The sequence below is a fragment of the Dactylosporangium darangshiense genome, from assembly GCF_039537565.1.
Lineage (GTDB): Bacteria > Actinomycetota > Actinomycetes > Mycobacteriales > Micromonosporaceae > Dactylosporangium > Dactylosporangium darangshiense.
Window position 1 is genome coordinate 91,626 of record NZ_BAABAT010000036.1, and the last position, 24,985, is coordinate 116,610.

The window sequence follows — 24,985 nt, forward strand, 5'->3', positions numbered from 1 at the left end:
GGCCGCTAGCGGATCTCCTCCCGCTGGCGGCTCGCCACCCGGCGCAGCACGTCCTTGAAGGTCGCGTAGGCCGGCGCGCCGACCGCCTCGGCGTGGCCGCGCTCGATGTCGGCGAGGATCGCGTCCGAGCGACGCATCTCGTCCAGGCCGCGCTCGGTCGGCACGACGAGCTTGGCCCGCCGGTCCTGCGGGTCGGGCCGGCGCTGCACGTAGCCGAGCGCCTCGAGCTCGTCGACGAGCGTGCCGATGACCTGCTTGTGCTGGCCGGACTGGAACGCGAGCTCGGTGGCCCGGCTGCCCTCGGCGTCGAGGTAGGCCAGCACCGCGCCGTGGCGGGGCCGCAGGTCGGGGTGCCCCTGCTCGGCGAGCCGGCGGAAGAGCTCCTTCTGCAGCGCGAAGAGCACCTGCGCGGACAGCACGCCGAGGTCGGGGTCGGCCCGCTTGCGGGCACTGCGCGAGATAGTCACCGATCACGACTATAGGTCGGTCAGGCGGCCACCGGCACCGGGCGCAGCCGCACGCCGTCGAGCATCGCGGCGGGGCCGCCGCCGAAGGACGTGAGCCGGCGCCGCAGCGGCTCGGGCAGCCTCGGCAGCACGCGGCCGGCCTGGGTCATCGCCCACAGCTGGAAGCGGCCGCGGGGGATCAGCGTGTCGAGCACCGACGGGCCGATGGGCCGGCTGGCCGCGACCGGCGCCGCCATCGCCGCCTCGTAGGCCGGGAACGCCACGGCGGGGTCGCCGCCGGCCGCCGCGAGCTCGGTGGCCAGCACGTAGGCGCCGACGACGGCGAGGCTGGTGCCGCCGCCGACCGCCGGGCCGGGGCCGTATCCCGCGTCGCCGACCAAGGTCACGGGGCCGCGCGACCACGAGTCGAGCCGGATCTGGCTGATCGAGTCGAAGTAGAAGTCGTCCGCGGTGTCGAGGTGCCCCATCAGCCGCGGTACCTCCCAGCCGAGGCCGTCGACCATGGCACGCAGCAGCCGTCGCTGCGCGGCGGCGTCCCGGTAGTCGTGGTCGCGCTCGGTGCTGCGGGCCAGGACCACCACCCGGGCCCGGTCCGGGTTCTTGGTCGGGTAGACGGCTACCCCTCTGTCGATGCCGTAATACATCTGCACGACGCCGTCCAGGCCGAGGAAGTCGGGGATGGAGAAGACCGACAAGTAGGCGCCGAGGAACTGGCGGTACCGCCGCTCGTCGCCGAAGACCAGCCGCCGCACGCCGGAGTGCAGGCCGTCGGCGCCGACGACGAGGTCGAAGCGCTCCCGGGTGCCGTCGGCGAAGGTGACGTCGCCGCCGTCCAGCGCCGCGATCGTGGTGCCGAAGCGGTACTCGACGTCGCCGGCCGTCGCCTCGTGCACGATCCGCGCCAGGTCGCCCCGGTAGATCTCGATGTGCCGGTCGGAGATGCCGGCGAGCAGCTCCGCGCCGTGGATGGTGATCGTGCGCCGCCCCGGCCGGATCAGCGACATCATGTCGGTCACGGTGCGCTCGGCCCGCACCGTCGCGCCGAGCCCCATCCGGTCGATGACCTCGACCGCCGGCCCGAGCAGGTCCACCGCCTGCCCGCCGTCGCCGGTGCGCAGCGACTCGGTCCGCTCCACGACCGTGACCCGGAACCCGGCCCGGCGCAGCCAATACGCCAGCACCGGCCCGGCGATGCTCGCACCTGAGATGAGCACGTGCATGTCGAACCTCCCCCTCGCAGGTTTACTTACCTACCGGACGGTAAATCCTTACCGCCCGGTAAGTCAACTACTATCGGAGGCGTGCCGAGACCGAGGACGAGCGAGACCGCCGAGCGCATCCGCGCCGCGGCGCTGGAGCTGATCGCCGAGAAGGGCGTGCAGCAGGCGAGCCTGCGCGAGATCGCCGAGCGCGTCGGCATCACCAAGCCCGCGCTGTACTACCACTTCGCCTCCCGCGAGGAACTGCTGCGCGGCCTGGTCCAGCCGCTCGTCGACGACGTGGAGGAGCTCCTGGCCCGGCTGGAGTCGGCACCGTCACACGACGCCCGGGAGATGCTCGGGGCGTATTTCGACGTGACGTACCGCCACCGGGCCATCACCAAGATGGTCATGCAGGACCCGAGCGTGCTGGCCCACCTCGACCTGGCCGCCGCGGTGGACGGCTGGCGGCGGCGGCTGCAGGCGCTGCTCTTCGGGCCGGCGCCGACGCTCGCGCAGCAGACCCGCGCCACGGTGGCGGTCGGCGGGCTGGGCGACTGCACGGTGATGTTCACCGACGCGCCGTTCGACGAGCTGCGCCGGGCGACTCTCGACGCGGCCTGCGCCACGCTCGGTCGCTGACCGTTTGGTGTGAGGGGCCGGGGGTAGCGCCGGGGGATGATCGACCGATCCCCGGAGCTGTCGGTGAACCCGGTCTTCACCCGGGAGCCCCTGCGCATACCTCGCGACCAGCTGCCCGATGACGAGCTGGACCCGCCGGTGGCGTACCAGATCGTGCACGACGAGCTGCTGCTGGACGGCAACCCGAGGCTCAACCTGGCGAGCTTCGTCACGACGTGGATGGAGCCGGAGGCCGGGCGGCTGATGGCCGAGAGCATCGACAAGAACCTCATCGACCGCGACGAGTACCCGCGCACCGCCGACCTGGAGCGCCGCTGCGTGCGCATGCTGGCCGGCCTCTGGCACGCGCCCGACTACCGGGCCGCGCCGGGCGTGTCGACGGCCGGCTCGAGCGAGGCGTGCATGCTCGGCGGCCTGGCGCTCAAGCGGCGCTGGCAGCAAGCCCGGCGCGCCGCCGGGCAACCGGCGGACCGCCCGAACATCGTCATGGGCATCAACACCCAGATCTGCTGGGAGAAGTTCGCCGACTACTGGGACGTCGAGCCGCGGACGGTGCCGATGGAGGGCGACCGGTTCCACCTCGGTGCGGCCGAGGCCGCGGCGCGCTGCGACGAGAACACGATCGGCGTCGTGGCGGTGCTGGGCTCGACGTTCGACGGCAGCTACGAGCCGGTGGCCGAGATCTGCGCCGCGCTGGACGAGCTGCAGCGGCGCACCGGCTGGGACGTCCCGGTGCACATCGACGGCGCCTCCGGTGCCATGGTCGCGCCGTTCTGCGACCCGGAGCTCGAGTGGGACTTCCGGCTGGACCGGGTCGCCTCGATCAACGTCTCGGGGCACAAGTACGGGCTCGTGTACCCCGGGCTGGGCTGGGTCGTCTGGCGCGACGAGGCCGCGCTCCCCGACGACCTGGTGTTCCGGGTCAACTACCTCGGCGGGGAGCTGCCGACGTTCACGCTGACGTTCTCCCGGCCGGCCGCGCAGGTGGTGGCGCAGTACTACAACTTCCTGCGGCTCGGCTTCAGCGGGTACCGGCGGGTGCAGCGCTACGGCCGCGAGGTCGCCATGCTGCTGGGCGAGCGGATGAACGGCCTCGGGCCGTTCCGCCTGATCACCAACGGCTCCCAGCTGCCCGTGGTGGCCGTGGCCCTTCGCGAGGACGTGCTCAACTACTCGGTCTTCGACGTCTCCATCGCGCTGCGCACGGCCGGCTGGATCGTCCCGGCGTACACCTTCCCGGAGCACCGCACCGACCTCGCGGCGCTGCGCGTGGTGGTGCGCAGCGGGTTCACACACGACCTGGCCGACCTGTTCATGGCCGACCTGCGCGGCGTGCTGCATCGGCTGGAGCAGCAGACGGCGCCGGCGCGCGGGCCCGAGGTCGCCTCGTTCGCACACGGCATCTGAGGGGAGGCGGCGCTCGTGACCGCGCTCTCGCCGTTCCCGCCCATTGAGTCGTACGGGTTCCTGTCCGACTGCGAGACCACCGCGCTCATCGCGCCGAGCGGCAACGTGGAGTGGCTCTGCCTGCCCCGGCTCGACTCGCCCAGCGTCTTCGGCGCGCTGCTGGACCGCGGCGCCGGCGGCTTCCGGCTGGGCCCCTCGGACCTGCGGGTGCCGGCGGCGCGGCGGTACCTGCCGGGCACGATGGTGCTGGAGACCAGCTGGGGCACCACGACCGGCTGGATCGTCGTGCTCGACGTGCTGCTCATGGGGCCCTGGCACCACGACATCGAACGCTCCGGCACGCACCGGCGGGCGCCGACCGACTACGACGCGCAGCACGTGCTGCTGCGCACGGTCCGCTGTGTCAGCGGGGAGGTCCAGCTCACCCTCGACTGCGAGCCGGTCTTCGACTACGGGCGGCGGCCGGGGCGGTGGGAGTACCGCGGGCCGGGGTACCACCAGGGCCGCTGCCGGGCCGACGGCGAGGGCGTCGAGCTGAGCCTCACGACCGACCTGCGGCTGGGGTTCGAGGGCAGCAAGGCCATCGCCCGCACCCTGCTGCGCGACGGCGACGCCCGCTTCTGCGCCCTGTCGTGGACCGAGCACGAGCCGCCGTACGACATCGCCGAGGCGGAGGCGCGCCTGGTCTGGACCGCACACCACTGGCAGCACTGGCTCGCCCGCGGCCGCTTCCCCGACCACCCGTTCCGCGCCGAGCTCGAGCGCAGCGCGCTCACCCTGAAGGGGCTCTCGTTCGCGCCGACCGGCGCGCTGGCCGCGGCCGCGACGACCTCACTGCCGGAGACGCCCGGCGGCGAGCGCAACTGGGACTACCGGTACTGCTGGATCCGCGACTCCACCTTCGCCTTGTGGAGCCTGTACGAGCTCGGGCTGGACTGGGAGGCCGACGACTTCCGCCGGTTCATCACCGAGATCGCCAGCCAGTACGTCGACCTGCAGGTCATGTACGGCATGGGCGGCGAGCGCGACCTGGGCGAGCGGACGCTGGAGCACCTCTACGGCTACGAAGGCGCCCGCCCGGTGCGGGTCGGCAACGACGCCTTCACCCACCGCCAGCACGACGTGTGGGGCACGATGCTGGACTCGGTCTGGCTGCACACCAAGCACCGGGACCGCCTCGAGGAGCGCATGTGGCCGGCGCTGGTGCACCAGGTGGAGACGGCGGCCAAGTTCTGGCGCGAGCCGGACCGCGGCATCTGGGAGGTGCGCGGCGAGCCGCGGCACTTCACCTCGTCGAAGGTCATGTGCTGGGTGGCGCTCGATCGGGGCGCCCGCCTGGCGCAGCTGCGCGACGACACGGAGCTCGCGGAGCGCTGGCGGAGCCTGGCCGTGCAGATCCGCGAGGACGTGCTGGCGCACGGCGTCGACGACCGCGGCGTCTTCACCCAGCACTACGACACCAACGCGCTGGACGCCTCGGTGCTGCTCATCCCGCTGGTCGGCTTCCTGCCGGCGGACGACGAGCGCGTGCGCGCGACCGTGCTCGCCATCGAGTCCGAGCTCACGGTCGACGAGCTGGTGCTGCGGTACCGCACCGAGGAGACCGACGACGGCGTCAGCGGCACCGAGGGCACGTTCACGGTCTGCTCGTTCTGGTTGGTCTCGGCGCTGGTCGAGATCGGCGAGCTGGACCGGGCCCGCCGGCTGTGCGCGAAGCTGTTGTCCATGGCCGGCCCGCTCGGGCTCTACGCCGAGGAGATCGACGTGCACAGCGGCCGGCACCTGGGCAACTTCCCGCAGGCGCTCACCCACCTGGCGCTCATCAACGCCGTCTTCCGCGTCATCGACGCCGAGCAGGGCCGCTGAGCGCGGGGCGGGCTCAGCAGTGCTTGGCGGCGGCCGGCGCGCCGGACGCGGGCGCCGTCGTGGCGAGATCCAGCGGCGCGAACGAGCCCTCGCCGGCCGCGGCGAGCGACGCGGCGGCCGGCGGCGGCTCTGAGCCGGCCGCGGACGAGCGGCTCGGTCCGGTGGTCTTCGGCGCGACCGTGCCGGCGCCCGTCGCGCCCGGGCGCTGGACCGCGCCCGGCGTCAGCGTGATGCCGCTCAGCGTGGTACGCCGGCCCGCCGTGTCGGTGACCCGCATCGTGAACGGCCCGTTGCCGGCGCCGCTCTCGGCGATCCAGTAGTTGTAGTCGGTGCGGCCGAGCGCCTTCCACGCGCCGCCGGACTGCAGCTCGGCGCTCGCCAGCGGGTTGCCCGTGTTGTCGAAGCGCAGCGCCAGCCAGTACCGCGACGAGCCCTCCTTGACCCGCACCGTCACCGGCCCCGGCACCGACGGGCTGGTCACCTGGCTGTAGGTGACCTTGATGATCCCGGCGCTCACCTCGCCGATGCGCGCGAACGCCTGCTTCGACAGGTCGATGTGCCCGGCGGCGCACTCGGGGCAGCGGTCGGTGACCTTGACCCGCACGGTCCCCTTCGGGCCTTTCACGTCGAGGTACCCCCCGCAGGCGGCCCCCGCCTTGTACTCCGCGTTGCCCAGCGCCACGACCAGCGGCTCCGACACCTTGTCGAACGAGCAGTTGCCGCCGCCGTCGGCCGCGTAGTACGTGGCCTGCCCCGTCGTCGCCGCAACCGCCGCGCACGCCGCGCCGGACGCCTGCGCGACGAGCGCAACGGTCGCCGCGCCGGCCACGACCACGCCGGCCGCGGCGATCACCCAGGTCCGCCGGGCCCGCCACCAGGGCTCGCCCGCCACGCTGTGCTCAGCCACGGCGGCATCGTAACGGCGGCGGGCGGGACACACCCGCGGCGAAAGCAAACCTTAAAAGTCGACGAGACGCCCATCGATCCATAAGCTCAGGCGGTCGCCGCGTCGATCTGGGGGTACCGTCGCATGCAGCCGCAGCCGCCCGCGCCACGACGACCGCCTTACGCCCGGCTCGCCGACGTCGGCCGATCGCCCCAGGCGGCGCAGGTCGCCCGCTTCGCCGGCACCGCCGGGCGGCAGGGCGTGCAGGCGGCGCGCGCCGTCGGCTCGAGCGTCTCCCGCTTCTTCTCCGGCGCCGGGTTCGTCTTCCGCGGCACCGCCCTCTTCGTCACGACCCCTCGCCTGTGGCCGCTGGTGGCCGTCCCGGTCCTGCTGACCGGCCTGGCGCTGTTCGGCCTGCACGAGGCGACGGGCGCGCTGGTCGACCGGCTGACCGCCTGGCTGCTCGGGCTCGTGGACTTCCTGCCGCACTGGGTGCTGTGGATCCTCGACCAGGTGCTCTGGATCGCCGCGGCCATGCTGTTCCACACGGCGATCACCGCCCTCACGGTCCCGCTCACCATGCTGTTCGGAGCGGCGTTCTTCCCGTTCATCACCCGCGCGGTGATCCGGCGCAGCGGTGGCCCGGAGGTGGCGGCGCCGCGTTGGTACCGCTCCGCCGCCGTCTGCCTGCGCCAGACCCTCATCGTGACCGCGGTGCTGAACCTGGGCTGGCTGGTCACGATCCCGCTGCTGTGGATCCCGGGCGTGAACCTGGCCGTCGCCCTCGCCGCCGGCCTGGTCTTCAACGGCTTCCTCGTCGGCCTGCTCACCCTGGCCGTGCCGCTGCACCACCACGGCGTGCGCGGCGCGGGCGAGCAGCTGCGGTTCGCCTGGCAGAACCTGGCCTCCACGCTGGGCTTCGGCATGATGAGCCTCCTTGCCCTGATGCTGCCGGTGCTCCTCCTACGCCTGGTGACGCTGCTGCCGATCACCCCGATCTTCGCGATGCCGGGCGTCGTGCTCTACCTGCTGACGGCCCCGTCGGTGCTGGTCGGCGCGGTCCTGTTGCACGGCCGCATGATCGCACCGGCCGCGGCCTTCGCCCCGGGCGGCTTCCGGCCGGTCACGACCCACGGGCCAGGGATGCCAGCTGCGCCGACAGCCATGGTGCGACAACTTCCCGGACACCTTCCGGGGTCAGGTGCAGGCCATCGCTACGGACCCTTACCCCCGCCACCGTCCAGGTGAAGGCGCCCGCGGGGCACAGCACCCGGTTCAGGTCCAGCACTGCCGGGTGCGACGGGTGGGTCGAGGCCACCGCGGACAGCAGGCGGTTCCAGGCGTCCACGCGGGCGGGGTCGTCCTCGGGCCACAGGCCGCCGTCGGGGCGCTCGGCGCGGTGCGTGTACGGGGCCGTGAGCAGGACCGGGCGGGCGCCGTGGGACGACAGGGCGTCCAGCGCCGCGCGGAGTTGGCCGCTCAGGTACGCGTCGTAGTCGGGCTCGCCGACGTGGGTCCAGCGGTTCTCGAGGCGGCGGTCCATCAGCTCCCAGCGGTCCAGCAGGACCACCGCCAGGTCGGGGTCGGTGCGGTCCACCGAGGAGGACCAGCGCTGGCGCCAGGTCGAGCAGTACGGGTAGGGCTCGTGCAGGTCGCCGGCGTAGCGCAGGTCCGGTAGCGGTGCGATGCCGCAGCCCTGGACGGCCTCGTTGGCGAGGTCGAAGCGGGGGTCGCCGGGCCAGTACGCGCCCAGGGTCCACGCCACCGAGTCGCCCATGACCATCACGCGCGGCGGGCCGGGGCGGCGGCCGGGGCGGGCCGTCGGGGCCGAGGCGGGCGCGGACGAGGACGACGCGGCCGAGGGCTGGAAGGCGGCGGGGAGCACTGGTGGTACCACATCCGGTTTGGCAAGGGGCGACAACGCGAGCGCGATCGCGGCGACCGCGGCGGCGGTCAGGGCGGTCAGCGGGATCCGCGGGCGGATGCCGCGGCGGATCGGGCGCTCGAGCAGCGCGTAGCTCAACGCCGCCGCGCACAGGGTGGCCGCCACACGCAGGGCGAAGAGGGCGGGGCCCTGCAGGCCGGTGCGCGCGGCGTCGAGGACGGCGAAGAGGGGCCAGTGCCAGAGATAGCCGCCGTAGGAGATCTTGCCGACGGCGGTCAGGGGGCGCACCGCGAGCGTCCGCGCGCCGATCGAGCCCGGGACCACGGACACCGCGGCCAGGACCGCCGCGGCCGCGACGGCCGGGACGAGCAGGCCGCCGCGCAGCAGCCACGGCTGGTGGCCGGTGGCGAAGCGGCAGCACGCGGCGAAGGCGATCGCGCCGGCCAGGCCCGCCGCCCGCACTCCGCGGGGGCGGCGGGACAGCGCGGGCAGCGCGGCGGCCAGGGCGCAGCCGACCAGCAGGGCGCCGGCGCGAGTGTCGGTGCCGAAGTACACCCGATCGGTGCGGGCCGGGTCGTAGAGCAGGGCCGCCGCCACCGCCGAAGCCGCGGCGCCGGCGAGCGAGACGGCGGCGATCGCGACCCTGGGGCGGGCGGCGCGCAGCGCCAGGAGCAGCAGCAGCGGCCAGATCAGGTAGAACTGCTCCTCGATCGCGAGCGACCAGGTGTGCTGCAGCGGTGAGGCGTCGGCGGTACGGGTGAAGTAGTCGCCGCCGCCGCGCAGGATCATGCGCCAGTTGGCCCAGTACGTCAGGGCGGCGATGCCGTCCGCGCGCAAAGCCGGCGGGTCCTGTGCGGGCAGCAGCCAGCGCGCGGTGCCGACGGTGACGGCGACGACGAGCACCAGCGCCGGCAGCAGGCGGCGGGCCCGGCGCAGCCAGAACGCGCCGAGGTCGGCCCGGCCGGCCGCCTCGACCTCGGCGAGCAGCAGGCACGTGATCAGAAAGCCGGACAGGACGAAGAACAGGTCCACCCCGAGGAAGCCGCCGGGCAGGACGCTCGGCAGCCCGTGCACGACGAGCACGGCGCCGAGCGCGACCGCCCGCAGGCCATCCAGGGACGGCTGGTACCGCAGCGACACCACGCGGGGCGGCTTCCCGGCGGCGGCCTCACGAAACCGGGGCTAGCCCTTCCGACCTCGAAAGGCGTTTACCCCCACCAGAAGACCGACGCGATGATCACGTAGAGGGCCACGAGTGTCGCGCCCTCGAGCCAGGTCGACTCGCCGTCGAAGACGATGAAGGCGACCGCGATCACCGTGATGGCCACGGCCATGATGAGCATCGGGGCGAAGACCAGGGTCAGCGTGCTCGCGGTGAGCAGGCTCAGCAGGACCAGCGCCGGTGCCAGCACGAGCGCGATCTGCAGCGGGCTGTTGATGACGACGCTGAGGGCGTAGTCGGCCTGGCCCTTGAACGCGAGCTTGATGCCGATGACGTTCTCGATCGCGTTGCCGGCGATGGCGACGATCACGAGGCCGGCGAAGGCCTGCGAGATGCCGAGGGCGTCGATCGCGGGCTCCAGGGCATAGACGAACCAGTCCGAGACCAGCGCCGCGCAGAGGCTGGCGACCGCGAGCAGGCCGACGGCGACCCAGACCGGCCAGCGCGGCGCCTCCATGTGCACGTCGTTCGCCGCCGCGGCCGAGCGCTTCAGGCTCGCCGGCAGCGACAGCGCGAAGACCAGCAGGAGGACGATCGCGACGAAGATCGACAGCGACTTCTCGTGCGGCTCGGCCGGGGTGTGTACGTAGGAGGCGAGGCTCGGCAGCACCAGGGCGCCGGTGGCGAGCACCATCAGCACCATCGTGGTGCGCGCCCGCTCGGAGTTGAACTTCTGGGTGCCGTGCTTGAGGCCGCCGGCGACGAAGGCCAGGCCGAGCACCAGCAGGATGTTCGACAGGATCGAGCCGATGATCGCGGACTGCACGACCGAGACCAGGCCGGCCTTGAGCGCGAAGAAGCCGATGAACAGCTCGGGCAGGTTGCCCAGCGCGCCCTGCAGCACGCCGGTCGCGCCCGGCCCGAAGCGGTCGCCGAGCTGCTCGACGCTGCGCCCGACCAGCGAGGCGAGGGCGGCGACCGCGGCGCCGGCGACCACGAACGCGAGCACCGACGGCACGTTTGCGAAGCGGGTCACCGCCGCCATCCCGACGGCGACGGCGCAGATGCCGAAGACCATGAAGTCGGAGCGGATGAAGGTGCGCGCTGGCGCGGGGGCGGCGTCCACAGTCACGTCGTCGAATATGACAGACGATCACAACTCTGTCGCGAGCGCCGCCATGTACAGTTCCCGCAGTTTGGCGGCCCGCGCCGGGCGGCCCCGCCCGACCCAGGCGATCCGGCCGGCGAGGTGCGCGGCGAAGTCCGCACGGCCGTCCCGGTTCGCCGCCTCGAGCCCATCGCGGGCGGCGGCGTGCAGGATCGCGCGGAGCCGGTCGTACTCCTCGCGGGGCGCCGCCGGCCCGTCGTTGACGACCAGCCCGGCGAGGCGCTGCCGGTCACCGCGGCCCCGCACCCGGGTCTTGGCCGGGTTGATCCGGAACCCCTCCGCGACCGCGACCCGCTCGACCAGCCGTATCAGCCGGCGGGCGGCGCCGAGGTTGAGGTCGCCGGAGAACGCCAGGTCGTCGGCGTATCGGGTGTAGACGGCGCCGAAGGCGTCCGCGACGCCGTCGAGGCGCCGGTCGAGCCGGAACGTGCACAGGTTGGCGATCGCCGGCGAGCTCGGCGCGCCCTGCGGCAGGTGCGGCGCGCGCAGTGCGAACGCGTCCGGGTGGCCCCGCAGCACGTCGGCCGGCGTGCTGGTGGTGCACAGTGCGGCGAGGGCGTGCGCGACGGGCTCGGGATAGCCCATCGCGCGGAACAGGCCGTACACCCGGGAAACCGAGACGCTCGTGAAGAACGCCGCAAGGTCCAGCCGGACGACGACCGGCCGCCCGGCGTGCGGCGCGGCGAACGTGAAGGGCGAGCGGCCCGGGACGAAGCCGTGCGCGGCCGGGTGGACGGGCACGCGCCCGAGCAGGCCGTCCAGCAGCGTGCGCTGCAGGGCGCGCAGGCGCGGCTTCGGCGCCTCGATGAGCCGGTGCGGGCGCCACTCGTACCGGTAGTGGCGCAGCGCCTCGGTCGTGGTCTTGCGGTTGATCTCGCGGCGGTCGGCGAACCAGTCGAGCCGGTCGCCGTCGACGCCGAGGAACTCCGCGAGCGCGGCCAGGTCGTCCAGGTGCGGGGTGTCCCAGCGCAGCCGCACCACGCGGGTCGGCACCGCGCGGCGCACGACGATCCGATTGGGCACGAACGGCGGCAGGACGGCCTCGAGGAAGCCGGCGAGCTCGCGCGGGCGGTCGGCGGGCGGGTCGCGGTAGGCGCCCAGCACGCGGGTGACCAGCGGCCCCATCCAGCGCGGGCGGCGCCCGAGGGCCTCGAAACCGGCCGCGAGCAGCGCCGGGCGCCCCCAGTCCGCGGCCAGGAACGCCAGGGCCAGGGCGCGCGCGGCAGCGCGCCCCGACGTTGCCCGGTCGTGCCTGCCCTGGCTCGCGCGAAGCGCGGAAGCGGGCCGGCGGTGCGCTGCGGTGCTCAACTCTGCGTCCCCGGGGTTGCCCCGGAGCGATCACGGCGAGCCGTGACCAGCTCGGGACGCGCTGCCACGCCGCCACCTTACGGCAGGCGGTGCTGGTACTCCTGCAGCGCGCGCCGCGCGTACACCTGCTGGAACGTGGCGACCCGCTCCGAGCGCCCGCGACCGATGAAGCTCACGAACCAGTGCATCACGGCGGTGACCCGGTTCTTGAAGCCGACGAGGTACAGCAGGTGCACCACCAGCCACAGCAGCCAGCCGATCAGCCCGGCGAAGCGGAACCGCCCGACGCTCGCCACGGCGGAGAAGCGCGAGATGGTCGCGAGGCTGCCCTTGTCGAAGTACTTGAACGGCTGCCCGGTCGGCTGCCCCGCCAGCCGCTTGCGGATCTGCCCGGCGGCGTGCCGGCCGCTCTGGATCGCCACCTGGGCCACGCCCGGCAGCTGGTCGAGCGACATCATGTCGCCGACGGCGTAGATCTCCGGGTGGCCGGGCACGGTGGTGTCCGGGTTGACCTTGAGCCGCCCGGCCCGGTCGACCTCGGCCCCGGTCGCCTCGGCGAGCTGCCGGGACAGCGTCGGCGCGGCCACGCCGGCCGCCCAGATCTTCGTCGCCGACTCGATGCGCCGGCGCCCGCCGGCGGCCTCCACCTCGATGCCGGTGTCGTCGACGTCGACGACCTTGGTGTTGAGCTCCACCTCGACGCCGAGGCGGTGCAGCTGGCGCAGCGCCTGGGTGGAGAGGTGGTCGCCGAACGTCGACAGCACGGTGGGCAGCGCGTCGATCAGGATGATGCGGGACTGCCGGGGATCGATGCTGTGGTACTGCCCGGGCAGGTGCCGGTGCGCAAGCTCGGCGATCTGCCCGGCCATCTCCACGCCGGTCGGCCCGGCGCCGACCACGACGAACGTCAGCAGCCGCTCGATCGCGGCCGGGTCGGTCTCGATCTCGGCGAGCTCGAACGCGCTGAAGATCCGCCCGCGCAGCTCGAGCGCGTCGTCGATGCTCTTCATGCCGGGCGCGAACTCGGCGAAGTTGTCGTTGCCGAAGTACGACTGGGAGGCGCCGGCGGCCACGATCAGCGAGTCGTACTCGACCTCGTAGCTGATCCCGGGCGCGACGGCGGTGACCTTCCGCGCGTCGGGGTCGATTCGCGTCACGGTGCCGAGCAGCGTCCGGGCGTTGCGCTGGCGCTTGAGCACCTCACGGATGGGCGGCGCGATCTCGCCCTCCGACAGGATGCCGGTCGCCACCTGGTACAGCAGCGGCTGGAACAGGTGGTACGCCGTGCCGTTGATCAGGGTCACGTCGACCGGCGCGTTCTTGAGTGCCTTGGTCGCGAACAGCCCCCCGAACCCGGCGCCGACAATGACGACCCGGTGCCGCTGCTCCGCACGCTCGTCCATGTGCATCTCCCGATGGGGCAGTGGATCGTGCACTACAAGTACACCACTGTGACAGCTGCGCGCCGGTGTGTCCTGCGCGACTCGTCAGGGCAGGATTCCGCGCACGTAGGCGGCCTGCCCGACGTGCTGGGTGTCGTCGTCGAGCACGCTCACCAGCCGCACGCCGAGCGACACCGGCGGGTCCCACCGCTCGTCGACGATGCGGCTCAGGTCCGCGGGCGTGAGCCGGGCGATGAACGCCCGCGTGCGGGCGTAGACGTCGTCGAAGTACTCCAGCAGCACCTCCGGCGACTCGGGCCGCACCGCGGCCACCTGCTCCGGGGTGTGCCCGTAGCCGGTGTCGGACGCCTGCGCCTTCAGGCCACAGCCCTTGGCGTAGGCCCCGGTCACCCACAGCTGCTCCGCACCGTCGAGCAGCTCGGTCACGTGGTCGTCCTGCACCCGCGTGAGGTGCCAGACCAGCCAGCCGATCGAGTTCGCGCCGGGCCGGGGCGCCCAGTGCAGCTGTTCGGCGGTGAGCCCCTGGACGGCGCCGCGCACCAGGTCGGGCAGCCGCCCGTAGCCCTCGACCAGCAGTTCGTTCACCTGCATGTCCCATCCCCCATCTCGATCGTCTCGTAGCTCCTACCCGTCGTTCCCGAACGGTACCGGCAATGATTTAGTCACCGAACTTGATCGTCACTGATCCTGACTATACGTTTTGAGGCATGACTGCGATCGTTGAACTCACGCGGGTGCGGGTCGCACCCGAGCACACCGAGGCCTTCCTCGCCGCCCGCCCGGGCATGCTCGCCGACTTCGAGGCCGACCGGGCGGGCTTCCTCGGCGCCCGGCTCGTGCGGCTGCCGGGCGGCGAGTGGCTCGACATCGTCGACTGGCGCTCGGCCGAGGACCGGGCCGCGTCGCGCGAGAAGGGCGCCAACCGGCCCGGCATCGCCGCGTTCTTCGCGACCATCGACGAGGTGATATCCGCCGAGGACGGCGAGGCGGCGTGATTGTCTGTAGCGCATGGATTACCCCGAGCGTGGAGATCGGCGTCGAGCTGCCGGGCCCGCTCACCGGCCGAGTCGTCGCCTCACACCTGCCGTCCGGGCGGGCGGCCACGACCACCCACCGCGGGCCCTACTCGGAGCTCGGCGCGGCGCACGACGCCGTCCACGCCTGGTGCGCCGCCAACGGCGAGCGCATCTCCCGGGTCCGCTGGGAGGTCTACGGCCCGGACGAGCCCGTGCCGTGGGTGCGGGTGAGCTGGCTGCTGGACCACTAGACATCGTCACGTGACGGTGGCGGGATTATTCCGGGCCGATGCGGCTTTTGGAAGGCTATAAATATTGAGAAAGGGTTACGACGAGGGTTCCGGCTGATGCATGAGGGCGGCCGGCCCGCTGCGATGAGCGTGTCTTGTTGGCCTGCACGAAGCTTGCCGAAAAAGGTGCCAATGAAGCTCATCTCGCTCGTCGTCGCCACCGCCGTGACCACTACGGTGGCCGGCCTGGCCGCAGTGGCGGTCGTCGCGCCCGCGAACCGGCCCGCGTTCAAGCTCCGCCCGGCCGTCGCCGGGCACGTCCAGAAGGTCTCCCGGACGGCGCCGCTGTCCACGTCGGACTGCCTCGCGCAGATCGGCATCCACTGCTACTCGCCGCTGCAGTACCGCACGGCGTACAACCTCAACCCGCTGTACGCCCGCGGCATCACGGGCAAGGGCCGCACCATCGTCATCGTGGACTCGTTCGGCTCGCCGACGATCCAGCACGACCTCGAGGTGTTCGACGCCCAGTTCGGCCTGCCGAACACGACCGTCCAGGTGGTCAAGGCCGGCAACGTCCCGCCGTTCGACCCGGCGAACGCCGACCACGTCGGCTGGGCGCAGGAGACCACGCTCGACGTCGAGTACGCCCACGCGGTCGCGCCCGACGCCAAGATCGTGCTGGTGGAGACCCCGATCGCCGAGACCGAGGGCGTGACCGGCCTGCCGGAGATGATGAACGCCGAGAAGGCGCTCATCGACAAGGGCGTCGGCGACGTCATCTCGCAGAGCTTCGGCGCTACCGAGAACACGTTCCCGGGCTTCGACAAGGGCGACTTCTCGAGCCTGATGAAGCTGCGCTACGCCTACGCCGACGCCGCCCTGCACGGCGTCACGGTGCTGGCCGCCTCCGGCGACGCCGGCGCGACCGACTACCAGGAGAACGGCGAGGACCTGTACCCGTACGCCGTCAACTCCTGGCCGTCGTCGGACCCGCTGGTGACGTCGATCGGCGGCACGCAGCTCAACCTCGACGACTCCGGCAAGCGCGTCTCGCCCGACGTGGTCTGGAACGACGGCTTCGGCGCCGGCGGCGGTGGCGTGTCGCACGTGTTCCAGCGGCCGCTGTTCCAGGCCGGGGTCCGCTCGGTCGTCGGTAACCACCGGGGCACGCCCGACATCTCGATGAGCTCGGCCGTCGACGGCGGCGCGTGGGTGTACTACTCCTTCGTGGGCGCCGACTCGCCGTGGCACATCTTCGGCGGCACCAGCGAGGCGACGCCGATCTTCGCCGGCATCGTCGCGCTCGCCGACCAGCAGGCCGGGCGCCGCCTGGGCGACATCAACGCCGCGCTGTACCTGCTCGGCGCCGGCAGCACCCGCACGCACCTGCCGACCGGGCTGGTCGACGTGACCTCGGGCGACAACAGCTTCGAGGGCGTCGCCGGCGCGCCGGCCGGCCCCGGATACGACCTCAGCTCCGGCTGGGGCACGATCGACGCGAGCCGGTTCGTCCCGGCCCTCGCGCTGCTCTAGAAAACGCACAACGGCGCGGCCCAGAGCGGGCCGCGCCGTTGTGTTTGCTGTGCTGCGGATCAGGCGACGAACTTGACGTTGCGGCGGCGGCGGTACACCACGAACAGCACCGCACCGACGGCCACCATGGCGACGCCCGCGCCGATCATCAGGCCGGTGTTGTCACCGGTCACCGGCAGGGTCGGCCCACCGGACTGCGACGGGCTGGCCGCCGGCGTCGTCGGCTGGGTGGTCGGCGCCACGGCGGCGCACGCCCGGACCAGGTCGAAGGTGGTGTTCTCCAGCAGCGGGATGCTCACGGCGAAGCCGAAGACCAGGCCCCAGCCCTTCGGGGTCTTGATCCAGCCGCCGTCGTCGACCAGCTGGCCGGTGACGCCCGCCGGCGCCGGCTTGGTCGGCAGGTCGATGGGCGTGGCGGTCGACTTGGCGGTGAGCTGGTCGCTCTGCGCGGTCAGCGCCTTCTCGACCGTCAGCGGGTTCTCGTCGTCGCCGAGGTCGAACGTGAAGACGCCGTCCGCGTTGAGGATCAGCGGGAAGGCGTCGGCGTTCGGGTCGTCGATGGCACCGTTGATGTACACGAACACGTAGTTGAGGTCGGTGTAGCGGCCGTCGGGCTTGTTGAACAGCCAACCGTCCTTGTCCGCAACCGCGACACCGGTGTCGATGCCGGCGCAGCCCTTGTTCGGCGCGGTCGCGGCCCAGACACCCGTGTCCGGGATGTTCAGGAGGGCTCCGGGAGCCTCATCCGCGGCGTGGGCCGGCGTGCCGAGCCCGCCGATGAACAGAGCGGTGACGGTGGCCGCAGCGGCGGCCCGGGCGATCCCCCGAAGGTTCATGCAGTCCTCTTCGCTTGCGGCTTCCAATGACCCGGGGAATCTCTCAGCGAACTCTGAGGTTTGCAACGCACACTATTCGGACTTAATCGGCGCATAAGATTGCATGCGGTGCGGACGCACACATGCATTATGGCCGAACGGCCGATGCCGTCCGGGGGATACCGTCACCCCACGACATTGAGCCCGAACCATCCGTGACCGGTCAGCCGGCGTGAAAGAGCTGGCCGGCGGGCACCGAGGCCAGCGCCGGCAGCCACAGGAAGATGGCCGTCGGCAATCAGGCGCCATCGGGCGGCGAGCACGGCCGGCATTTGACCATGCGATCCGGGTCTGGGTCAGCCCCGGACTCGCGGCGCAGGCTTGATGACGAACGCCGCATCGAAACCGGAGGCCGCCATGACCGGGACACTGCAGGACCAGGGTCAACGCCGTCTCCCCCGGGGTGATTGACACCGGGGCCTGGGATGAGTTCGGCGAGGAGGGGAAGGCCAGCTACTTCGAGAACATGAGCGCTCGCAACCCGGCCGGCCGCATCGGTACCCCCGGCGAGATCGCCGACGGCGTCCTGTTCGCCATGACCAGCCGATTCCTGACCGGCACGACGCTGCACATAGACGGCGGCGAGCCGTTGACCTGACGATTCTTCTTTGTGTGGAGGACGCTATGGGACTGGCCTGGCAACAAGGCCCGCTCGCGCCCGGCGCCGTCGGCCACTTCCTGGTGGCCGAGCCGCTACCGGACCGGATGCTCTACGCGGAACCCTTGCGCCGCCGCATGCGCGTCCGGTTCGGCGGCGCCTGGATCGCCGAAAGCGAGGACGTGCTGCTGCTGCACGAGCCGGCGCGGTACCCGGTCGCCTACTTCCCGCTCGACGACGTCGCCGCCGGCGTGCTCGAGCCGGAGGAGCACGCCACCCGGCACCGCGATCTGGGCCCGACCTCCTGGTACACGGCACACACCGGCGACCGCAGCACCCCTCGGGCGGCCTGGCGCCACACCGACCCACCCGCACACGCCGCCGAGCTGCGCGACCGCATCGCCTTCGCCTGGCGCGCGATGGACGCGTTCTACGAGGAGGACGAGCGCATAGCCGGCCACGCCGCGGACGCCTACCACCGCATCGACATCCGCCGGAGCGCCCGGCGCCTGGTCGTCCGCGCCGCCGATCGGGTCGTGGCGGACACGAAGACCCCGCTGGTCCTCTACGAGTCGGGCTTCGCCCCGCGCTGGTACGTCCCGCGCGAGGACGTCGACGCCGACGCCATGACCCCCTCGGAAGGCCAGACGTTCTGCCCGTACAAGGGCCTGGCCAGCTACTACGACATCGGCCCCGTCCACCGCGCCGCGTGGTCCTACGAGGACGCGTGGCCCGAGGTCCGGCGCATCAGCGGCATGGTGTCCTTCGAGGCCGACAGGGTCGAGGTGTACATCGACGACGCCCGCCTCCACCCCGAGCCCGGCCAGAGCGTGGTATCGCACGGACTGGACCGGGACTTCAGCCCGGAGGCGGCCTACTGATGCCGACCCTGCTGTCCGTCAACGTCGGCTTGCCGAAGGACGTCCCGTGGCAGGGCCGCACCGTCTACACGGGCGTCTGGAAGCAACCGGTGGCGGGCCCGGCAATGGTGCGCCGCCTGAACATCGACGGCGACGGCCAGGGCGACCTGAACGGCCACGGCGGCGAGCAGCGGGCCGTGCTCGTGTACCAGATCCAGTCCCATCGCCACTGGGAACAGCATTTCGGCTGGCCGGAGCTGGCGCCCGGCAGCTTCGGCGAGAATCTGACCGTCGACGGCCTGCCGGACGACGAGGTCTGCATCGGCGACCGGTACCGGATCGGCTCGGCCGAGTTCGAGGTGACGCAGCCGAGGGTCACCTGCTACCGCGTCGGTCTGCGCCTTTCGGAGCCTGAGCTGCCCGCGCTGCTGGTGTCGCACCACCGCCCGGGCTTCTACATGCGCATCATCACGGAGGGCCTGGTTCGGGCCGGCGACGAGATCGTGCGGACGGCCGCCGGCCCAGGCTCGGTCACGGTGGCGGAGGCCGACGCGCTCCTCTACCTGCCGTCACGCCCCACGGCCCGCCTGCGCGTCGCCGCCGAGATCCCCGCCCTGAGCCCAGGTTGGCGCCAGTCCTTCGTCGATCTGCTCGCTTCGTCCGGTACCGCGGCCAAGCCCGCCTGGCCGGCCTTCCGCCCCCTGCTCGTAACATCCGTTACGCACGAGAACGCGTCGGTCACGTCGGTCCACCTGTCGTCTCCCGACGGCGACCCGCTGCCCGAGGCCCGCCCCGGCCAGTACCTGGCCCTTCGGGTCCCCGCGACGTCACCACCACTGCCGATCCGCAGCTACTCCCTGTCCTCTGCCCCGGGCGCCCCCGCGTACCGCATCACCGTGAAGCACGAGACCCACGGCTTGGTCAGCGGCTACCTGACCACGGATCTCCGCGCAGGCACGCTGCTGGAGGCCGCGGCCCCACGCGGCGAGTTCGTCCTGGAGGAGTCTTCGTCCCCGGTGCTGTTGCTGTCGGCCGGCATAGGCCTGACCCCGGTCCTGGCCATGCTGCACAGCCTGGCCGCCACGCAAAGCACTCGCGAGATCTGGTGGATACACGGCGCTCGCAGCCCGGCCGAACACCCCCTGGCCACCGAGTCCCACGCGTTGTTGTCGTCACTGCCGAACGCCCACGAGCACGTCTTCTACAGCGCCACGTCGGGCCGCCTGACCGCGTCCCGGTTGTCCGCACTGGGCGTCCCGTCCACGACTACGGCGTACATCTGCGGCCCGACACCTTTCATGTCCGACATGCGCAGCGCCCTGTCCGCCGCCGGCGTGCCGGACTCTCGGATTCGCACCGAACTGTTCGGCGCCCTTCCCTCGACCACTCCTGGCATTACCTCCACCGCCACCGGCCCGCCCCATCCGCCGCCCGGTCCGCCCGGCACCGGCCCGACGGTCACCTTCTCCCGGAGCGGCATCTCCGCCCGGTTCTCGCCGGCCTACCGGGGCATCCTGGACCTGGCGGACGCCTGCGACGTCCCGACGCGCTGGAGCTGCCGGACGGGCGTCTGCCATACGTGTAGTACGCCGCTGTTGTCGGGGTCGGTCGCGTACGCCCCGGATCCTCTGGAACCCCCACCTGCTGGTGAGGTCCTGACCTGCTGCTCCCACCCGGAGTCCGACGTGGTCCTGGACATGTAGCCCATTCAGGACGCCATTCCACCTGTTGGAGGACCCATGGAGCTCGGCCTCGCACTGCCCACCGCCGGGCCGCGGACCTCGCCGGAGACGATCGTCAAGGTCGCCAAGGAGGCCGAACGGCTCGGTTACAGCGCCTTGTGGACGTTTGAACGCCTGCTCCGCCCGGTCGACAAGGTCGTGCTGTGGACGGGGGGCGAACCCGACATGTTGCCGGAGTTCTACGGCTCGGTGTACGAGCCGCTGGAGACGCTGAGCTATGTCGCCGCCGTGACCGAGCGGATCAAGCTGGGCACCGCGATCCTGGTGGCGCCACTGCACGTGCCCGCGATGCTCGCCCGCCGGTTCGCCACCCTGGACCGGTTCAGCGGCGGCCGGGTCATCGCCGGTCTGGGGCAGGGCTGGCAGCACAACGAGTTCGAGGCGGCGAACGTGTCGAGCAGCCGCAAGGGCGCCCGCACGGAGGAGTTCATCACCGCGATGCGGGCCGCGTGGGGCCCGGACCCGGTCCGGCACGAAGGCGAGTTCTACCGGATCGCGCCGTCACAGGTGAGCCCCAAGCCGGTCCAGGCCCGCATTCCGGTGCTGCTGGCCGCGAATTCGCCGGCCGCCGTCAAGCGCGCCGGCCGGATCGCGGACGGCCTGATCCCGATCGCCTCCTCGGCGCAGGAACTGCGCGGCACGGTGTCCGCGCTCCATGACGCCGCCCGGGAGGCGGGCCGCGACCCGGCGGACCTCATGGTGGTCAACCAGGCGCCCTGGCCGGACCCCGGTCACCCGTGAGCCGATCGGGGACGGCCGTCCCTTCCTCGGCGGATCGCCCCGGCAGGTCGCCGAGGACCTCATGGCCGCCCGCGAGAGCGGTGTGACCCAGGTGTACCTCGCCGGCGGCCAGGGCATCGGGCTCGACGTGGGCCTTCAGGCCGCCGACGTGGACCAGTGGCTCGGGTTGCTCGGCGAGGTGATCGAGGCGGCCGACCGCCTCGGCGTCCTCGCGCCATGAGGATCAGCGGGCGCCGGCGCCCACCCGAGGGAGAATCGAGGTCCTTAGATGAAGTCGGCCGACCAAACAGCGCTTCGCGCGGGCCGTATGCGGCGAGGTCTCCGGTAGGCAGCTACCGGAGACCTCGTGCTTGCGGAGCTCATACGACGGCGGCACCGGGTTGCCCCGGTGCCGCCGTAGCCTCGTGGAATCTGCCGATCTACGGCAGTGTTTGGCGCTGCGGCGTGCCGGTCGAACCGGAATGCAGCGGACCCTGCCGGTCAAGGCTGCTGACCTGGCCCGGCAGGGCCGATCCGGGCGCGAACTCGAACGTGCCGGACACGTCGATGACGACGTCGACCTTCCATGCCGCGTTGAACACGTTGAACTTGTTGCCTGGGCCGACGGGCACGAAGGCGGCGTTGGGCCGGACCTCGTGCGGCGTCAGGTTCAGGTTGCTCACCGTCGGTTTGGTGTCGCCCGTCGCCCACAGGCTCAGGTACGTCGAGTTCGCCGGGTCGACCCCGGTCACGTTGGTCACCAGCGCGTACGTGTTGTCACCGGCCACCGCGGTCGGGGCGGTGACCGTCTTGGTGCCGGTGCCGGTGAACGTGCTCGCACCCAGCCCGTCCCGAGTGTCGACGATGCGCGTCGGGGTCAACGGGTGGAACCGCAGACCACCCGGGAGCTGACCGTCATCGTAGAAACCGAAGATGTCCACGACGATGTGCGTGTAGCCGCCGGAGTAGTTACCGACGCCGATCGACGGGTAGCCGCCACCGCCGCACTGAAAGCACCACGCAGTCGGAACGACCGCAAAGTTCGGCACCACCGAACCCGGCGTGAAGTTCAGCGTCGACGCGGTCGGTGGCGGACCAATGCCGTTCCACGCCGTCACAAACCCGCCCATGGTCGGGGTGACCGCGGTGATGTTCACCGCGAGGGCCCGGATGTGCGAGTCGACCGCCGAGCCGTAGCTGACCGGAATCCGCACGTACTCGGACGGAGCCAGTGCGCCGCCGAACGCCGAGTCACGGGTGTCGAGTACACGCTCCGGCAGGGTCGGCTGGTACTGCCCGCCGGCCCACTGGGTGTGGGTGTCGTCGTAGGCGTAGTAGTAGCCCAGCACGTCGGCGATGACGTGCACGTTGCCGGCGGCGTTGAAGATGTCGACCTGACCGTCGGTGCCGACCGGCACGGTGACCGCGTTGGCGCCCGTCCACCCCGCTGGGAAGTTCAGGTTCGACGCGGTCGGGCGGGTGATACCGGTCGGGTAGACGGTCAGGTAACCGGCCGAGGTCGGACCGGTCACCGTCATGTTCAACACGACCGCCGAGACCTTGCTCGACGGCACGCCACCGCGACCCGTCACCTGCAGGTACATCGTCTGGCCGCCGCCGAGCGGCGCCTTCGGCGCACCGTTGCCCTCCCGGGTGTCGAGCAGGCGGGACGGGATGACCGGCACGTAGGTGCCTTCGGCGTCGAGGCGCCCGCTCATGCCCAGGCCGATCGTTCGCTTCCCGAACGTGGTGTTGTCCGGCACCGTGAGGGTCGCGTCCTGGTCGCCGCCTGCGGTCGGCTGGCCCCTGACGCCGATCGTGCAGCTCTGCCCGTACTGGAGCGTGGCGTTGGTGCAGGTGTCGCCGGTGATCGTGTAAGCGTCCGGCACTGCCCCGCCGAGCGAGGCGGTACCGAGCTTGAGCGCCGAACTGCCCGACGACGTGATCGTCACTGTCTGAACCGGCGAGCTGTGCCCCACGTCAACCGTGCCGAAGCCGAGAAAGCTGGGCGTCCGAATGCCGTTTACGTAGGACTGATCCGAGTGCCAGCGGATCTCGCCGTTCGTGTCGTAGCAGTCCTGGTAGTAGCTGGCCGCGATCGAGGTGATGGCGTTGGTCGCTGCGTCGCGGGTCAAGGCGTGGATGGTCACCGAGCCCGACGAATCGCTGCAACCTACACCGTCGCCGAACACGTCCAGCGCGTAGTGTGTCGCGTCGCCCATCCTCGTCGTGGGGAACGTGCCGAGGCCGAGCGTCTTCCCCTGCGGCGCGGCCACCAAGGCATGGAACCAGTGTCCGGAGCCGGGCGTGGTGGCCGAGAAGTCGAAGCCCTCGGGGCCTCGCCCACCCAAGGCGATGGTGGCGTTGCCGGGATCGAAGCTGTAGTTCCAAACCGACCCGTTGATGGTGAAGGCGTCGTACGGAGCGGTTGGCGCGGCCGCGTTGGCCACACCAGGTAATGCCGTCACGGCAAGGGCCGTTGCTCCGACGATGGCGCCGAACTTGCACAAAAGGCGCACCTTGCTCCCCGTCGTCGTCGTTCATGTTGCCAGAGCGGCTAGAGGCTAGTGGTACCCATGATTGGATTCAATTGGCCGTTCGGTGGTCCAGTGGAGCCAGTCGGTCTTGACCGGGAGCGCGAGGGCCCAGGCCTGCTGTCCGGTGCATCACGGGTGGTTCATCGGCGAGCGAAACGGACGAGCCCGGTTCCGCGGTCGGCGACCGTGGAACCGGGCTTGTGCTGTTGTGTCAGCCCTGGATGATCTGGAACTTCGCTGGGGCGACGTTGTTGTCGCGGAACGGGTAGCCGCGGCCCTGGTCGTCCTGCGCGGACGAGTAGACGCTGCCTTCGCTCTGCTGCGGCACGGCGGGCGCGGTCACCTTCAGGGTGAAGACCTTCGAGCCGCCCGCCGGGATGCTGCCACTGAGGCAGGGCACCGGCAGCTCGTCCGGCTGGATCGTGCAGCCCGAGACCGCCTGAACCGTCCACGTGTCAGGCACCCCGAACGCGATACGCAGCTTGCCGGGCGTGGCGAACTGCGCATTGTTGTGCACCGTCACCGTGAGAGTGCCGGCCCACGTACCCGAGCCCGTCGCGGTCATCGTCAACTTGCCCGCACTGACACTCACGTCGGTGATGTTCGGGTTCGGCCCGAACGCAGTCGGCCCACCGGTCTGCGCGAACGCCGTACCGTTCCAGCCGTAGGTACGCCACTGGTGCTGCGACGCCTGCGCCATGTCACAGCACGGCCGGTACTCACCCACATCAACCCTGACCTGCCCGCCGTCGCCGGCCTGCACCTGCCAGATCGTCTCAATGTCGCTACCCTGCCGGCCCTCACTACCGGCACTACCGACAACCTGCCCCAGCGTGACGATCGCGCCGGCGGTGTCCCGGTCGAAGACGAGGACCTTGTAGTCCGACCCCTGCGGGCTGCACGACAGCAGCATCACCGTCTCCTGCGCCCCGTCATGATCGACGTCGACATACACCGGGTCGCCCTCCAGCCTGAAACTGCCGGTGCTGCCCGCCTTACCGCCGCTGAGCTTCACCGAACCCGTCGGGCAGCCCGCATCGAAACCCTTCGGCCACGACGGGATCGACAGCGTCGCATCACCCAGATCGGCCTTGCTGATCCGCCCGTCCGGCGCCGCAACCGTCGCGCTCGCCGCCGTCGACGGCCCGGTCGGCGACGGGGTCTCGACCGCGCTGGTCGAGGCTTCCGGCGTGGCCGGCGGCCCGTTCGAGTCGGCGCCGGCAGCCGCATACGCCGCCACCGGCGTCGCGATCGCCAACGCCGCGATCGCGCTCGCCGCGACGGTCCGCACCTTGCGCCGATGCTGCACCGTAGCGCGTGCCGCAGCGGTCCCGGCGGGCTTGACATAGGTGGACGCCTCGCCGCGGAACTCGGCGAAAGCACTGGACAGCAGGTCGTCGTTGTCGAAATCAGGCACGGCGGGACTCCTTGTCGGTGAGCTGGACAGCGAGCGCGGTACGCCCGCGATGAAGCCAGGA

At 71.7% G+C, this 24,985-nt stretch carries 21 protein-coding genes and 2 pseudogenes; 12 read left to right on the forward strand and 11 right to left on the reverse strand.

From position 1 onward, the window contains the following. Positions 1-5 precede the first annotated feature (5 nt). Complete coding sequence (locus tag ABD901_RS42470) at positions 6-467, reverse strand: MarR family winged helix-turn-helix transcriptional regulator (RefSeq protein ID WP_345136534.1); 462 nt, start codon at positions 465-467, stop codon at positions 6-8. 20 nt (positions 468-487) lie between these two features. After that, positions 488-1,687: an FAD-dependent monooxygenase gene (locus ABD901_RS42475; protein ID WP_345136536.1), complete on the reverse strand. Its 1,200-nt coding sequence runs from the start codon at positions 1,685-1,687 to the stop codon at positions 488-490. An 81-nt stretch (positions 1,688-1,768) separates the two neighbouring features. Here ABD901_RS42475 and ABD901_RS42480 point away from each other — a divergent pair, with 81 nt between their 5' ends. The 3 genes from ABD901_RS42480 to ABD901_RS42490 are packed head-to-tail and all read left to right on the forward strand — an operon-like array spanning position 1,769 to position 5,581. Beyond that, positions 1,769-2,308, forward strand: coding sequence for a TetR/AcrR family transcriptional regulator (locus ABD901_RS42480; protein WP_345136538.1), 540 nt, complete (start codon positions 1,769-1,771; stop codon positions 2,306-2,308). A 36-nt stretch (positions 2,309-2,344) separates the two neighbouring features. Next, positions 2,345-3,715, forward strand: coding sequence for a glutamate decarboxylase (gene gad, locus ABD901_RS42485; RefSeq protein ID WP_345136540.1), 1,371 nt, complete (start codon positions 2,345-2,347; stop codon positions 3,713-3,715). Positions 3,716-3,730: 15 nt separating this feature from the next. Next, on the forward strand, positions 3,731-5,581 hold the full coding sequence (locus ABD901_RS42490; protein WP_345136542.1) for a glycoside hydrolase family 15 protein: 1,851 nt from the start codon (positions 3,731-3,733) through the stop codon (positions 5,579-5,581). A gap of 13 nt (positions 5,582-5,594) precedes the next feature. On the opposite strand, the gene ABD901_RS42495 is transcribed toward ABD901_RS42490, so the two are convergent. Continuing rightward, complete coding sequence (locus tag ABD901_RS42495) at positions 5,595-6,488, reverse strand: expansin EXLX1 family cellulose-binding protein (RefSeq protein ID WP_345136544.1); 894 nt, start codon at positions 6,486-6,488, stop codon at positions 5,595-5,597. Positions 6,489-6,611: 123 nt separating this feature from the next. On the opposite strand from ABD901_RS42495, the pseudogene ABD901_RS42500 reads away from it, so the two are divergent. Further along, a pseudogene (locus ABD901_RS42500) lies at positions 6,612-7,421 on the forward strand (EI24 domain-containing protein); the annotation flags it as partial. A gap of 169 nt (positions 7,422-7,590) precedes the next feature. Here ABD901_RS42500 and ABD901_RS42505 read toward each other — a convergent pair. The 5 genes from ABD901_RS42505 to ABD901_RS42525 form a co-directional block, all read right to left on the reverse strand. Next, positions 7,591-9,495, reverse strand: a complete 1,905-nt coding sequence (locus tag ABD901_RS42505) for an acyltransferase family protein (protein ID WP_345136546.1) — start codon at positions 9,493-9,495, stop codon at positions 7,591-7,593. Between the two features lie 65 nt (positions 9,496-9,560). Continuing rightward, positions 9,561-10,646, reverse strand: coding sequence for a calcium/proton exchanger (gene cax / locus ABD901_RS42510; protein WP_345136548.1), 1,086 nt, complete (start codon positions 10,644-10,646; stop codon positions 9,561-9,563). A 21-nt stretch (positions 10,647-10,667) separates the two neighbouring features. Further along, complete coding sequence (locus ABD901_RS42515; protein ID WP_345136550.1) at positions 10,668-11,990, reverse strand: reverse transcriptase family protein; 1,323 nt, start codon at positions 11,988-11,990, stop codon at positions 10,668-10,670. Between the two features lie 77 nt (positions 11,991-12,067). Then, positions 12,068-13,393: an NAD(P)/FAD-dependent oxidoreductase gene (locus ABD901_RS42520; protein ID WP_345136552.1), complete on the reverse strand. Its 1,326-nt coding sequence runs from the start codon at positions 13,391-13,393 to the stop codon at positions 12,068-12,070. An 84-nt stretch (positions 13,394-13,477) separates the two neighbouring features. Beyond that, positions 13,478-13,984, reverse strand: coding sequence for a mycothiol transferase (locus tag ABD901_RS42525; RefSeq protein WP_345136554.1), 507 nt, complete (start codon positions 13,982-13,984; stop codon positions 13,478-13,480). 116 nt (positions 13,985-14,100) lie between these two features. Here ABD901_RS42525 and ABD901_RS42530 point away from each other — a divergent pair, with 116 nt between their 5' ends. The 3 genes from ABD901_RS42530 (at position 14,101) to ABD901_RS42540 (ending at position 16,175) form a co-directional block, all read left to right on the forward strand. Continuing rightward, positions 14,101-14,388, forward strand: coding sequence for an antibiotic biosynthesis monooxygenase family protein (locus ABD901_RS42530; RefSeq protein WP_345136556.1), 288 nt, complete (start codon positions 14,101-14,103; stop codon positions 14,386-14,388). A 29-nt stretch (positions 14,389-14,417) separates the two neighbouring features. Then, positions 14,418-14,660, forward strand: coding sequence for a GyrI-like domain-containing protein (locus ABD901_RS42535; protein ID WP_345136559.1), 243 nt, complete (start codon positions 14,418-14,420; stop codon positions 14,658-14,660). A 171-nt stretch (positions 14,661-14,831) separates the two neighbouring features. Further along, on the forward strand, positions 14,832-16,175 hold the full coding sequence (locus ABD901_RS42540; RefSeq protein ID WP_345136562.1) for a S53 family peptidase: 1,344 nt from the start codon (positions 14,832-14,834) through the stop codon (positions 16,173-16,175). A 59-nt stretch (positions 16,176-16,234) separates the two neighbouring features. Here the strand turns inward: ABD901_RS42540 and ABD901_RS42545 are convergent, their stop codons facing one another. Beyond that, complete coding sequence (locus ABD901_RS42545) at positions 16,235-17,011, reverse strand: LPXTG cell wall anchor domain-containing protein (RefSeq protein ID WP_345136565.1); 777 nt, start codon at positions 17,009-17,011, stop codon at positions 16,235-16,237. Between the two features lie 424 nt (positions 17,012-17,435). Here ABD901_RS42545 and ABD901_RS42550 point away from each other — a divergent pair. The 5 genes and pseudogenes from ABD901_RS42550 to ABD901_RS42570 all read left to right on the forward strand — a co-directional run. Then, positions 17,436-17,648: pseudogene (locus tag ABD901_RS42550) on the forward strand (SDR family oxidoreductase); the annotation flags it as partial. Positions 17,649-17,674: 26 nt separating this feature from the next. Further along, the gene (locus tag ABD901_RS42555) at positions 17,675-18,529 is read left to right on the forward strand and encodes a DUF427 domain-containing protein (protein ID WP_345136567.1); all 855 of its coding nucleotides are present in this window, start codon (positions 17,675-17,677) and stop codon (positions 18,527-18,529) included. Continuing rightward, on the forward strand, positions 18,529-20,211 hold the full coding sequence (locus ABD901_RS42560; protein WP_345136569.1) for an MOSC domain-containing protein: 1,683 nt from the start codon (positions 18,529-18,531) through the stop codon (positions 20,209-20,211). The genes ABD901_RS42555 and ABD901_RS42560 overlap by 1 nt, the downstream gene beginning before the upstream one ends. A 36-nt stretch (positions 20,212-20,247) precedes the next feature. Further along, positions 20,248-20,991 (forward strand): TIGR03619 family F420-dependent LLM class oxidoreductase, encoded by a 744-nt coding sequence (locus tag ABD901_RS42565; protein WP_345136572.1) that lies wholly within the window; start codon positions 20,248-20,250, stop codon positions 20,989-20,991. 61 nt (positions 20,992-21,052) lie between these two features. Continuing rightward, complete coding sequence (locus ABD901_RS42570) at positions 21,053-21,211, forward strand: hypothetical protein (protein ID WP_345136574.1); 159 nt, start codon at positions 21,053-21,055, stop codon at positions 21,209-21,211. Positions 21,212-21,410: 199 nt separating this feature from the next. Here ABD901_RS42570 and ABD901_RS42575 read toward each other — a convergent pair whose 3' ends face one another. Together ABD901_RS42575 and ABD901_RS42580 are read right to left on the reverse strand one after the other, a co-directional pair. Then, the gene (locus ABD901_RS42575; RefSeq protein ID WP_345136576.1) at positions 21,411-23,438 is read right to left on the reverse strand and encodes a choice-of-anchor D domain-containing protein; all 2,028 of its coding nucleotides are present in this window, start codon (positions 23,436-23,438) and stop codon (positions 21,411-21,413) included. 280 nt (positions 23,439-23,718) lie between these two features. Next, positions 23,719-24,985, reverse strand: a 1,267-nt coding sequence (locus tag ABD901_RS42580) for a hypothetical protein (RefSeq protein WP_345136578.1), incomplete at its 5' end; no start/stop codon positions are given.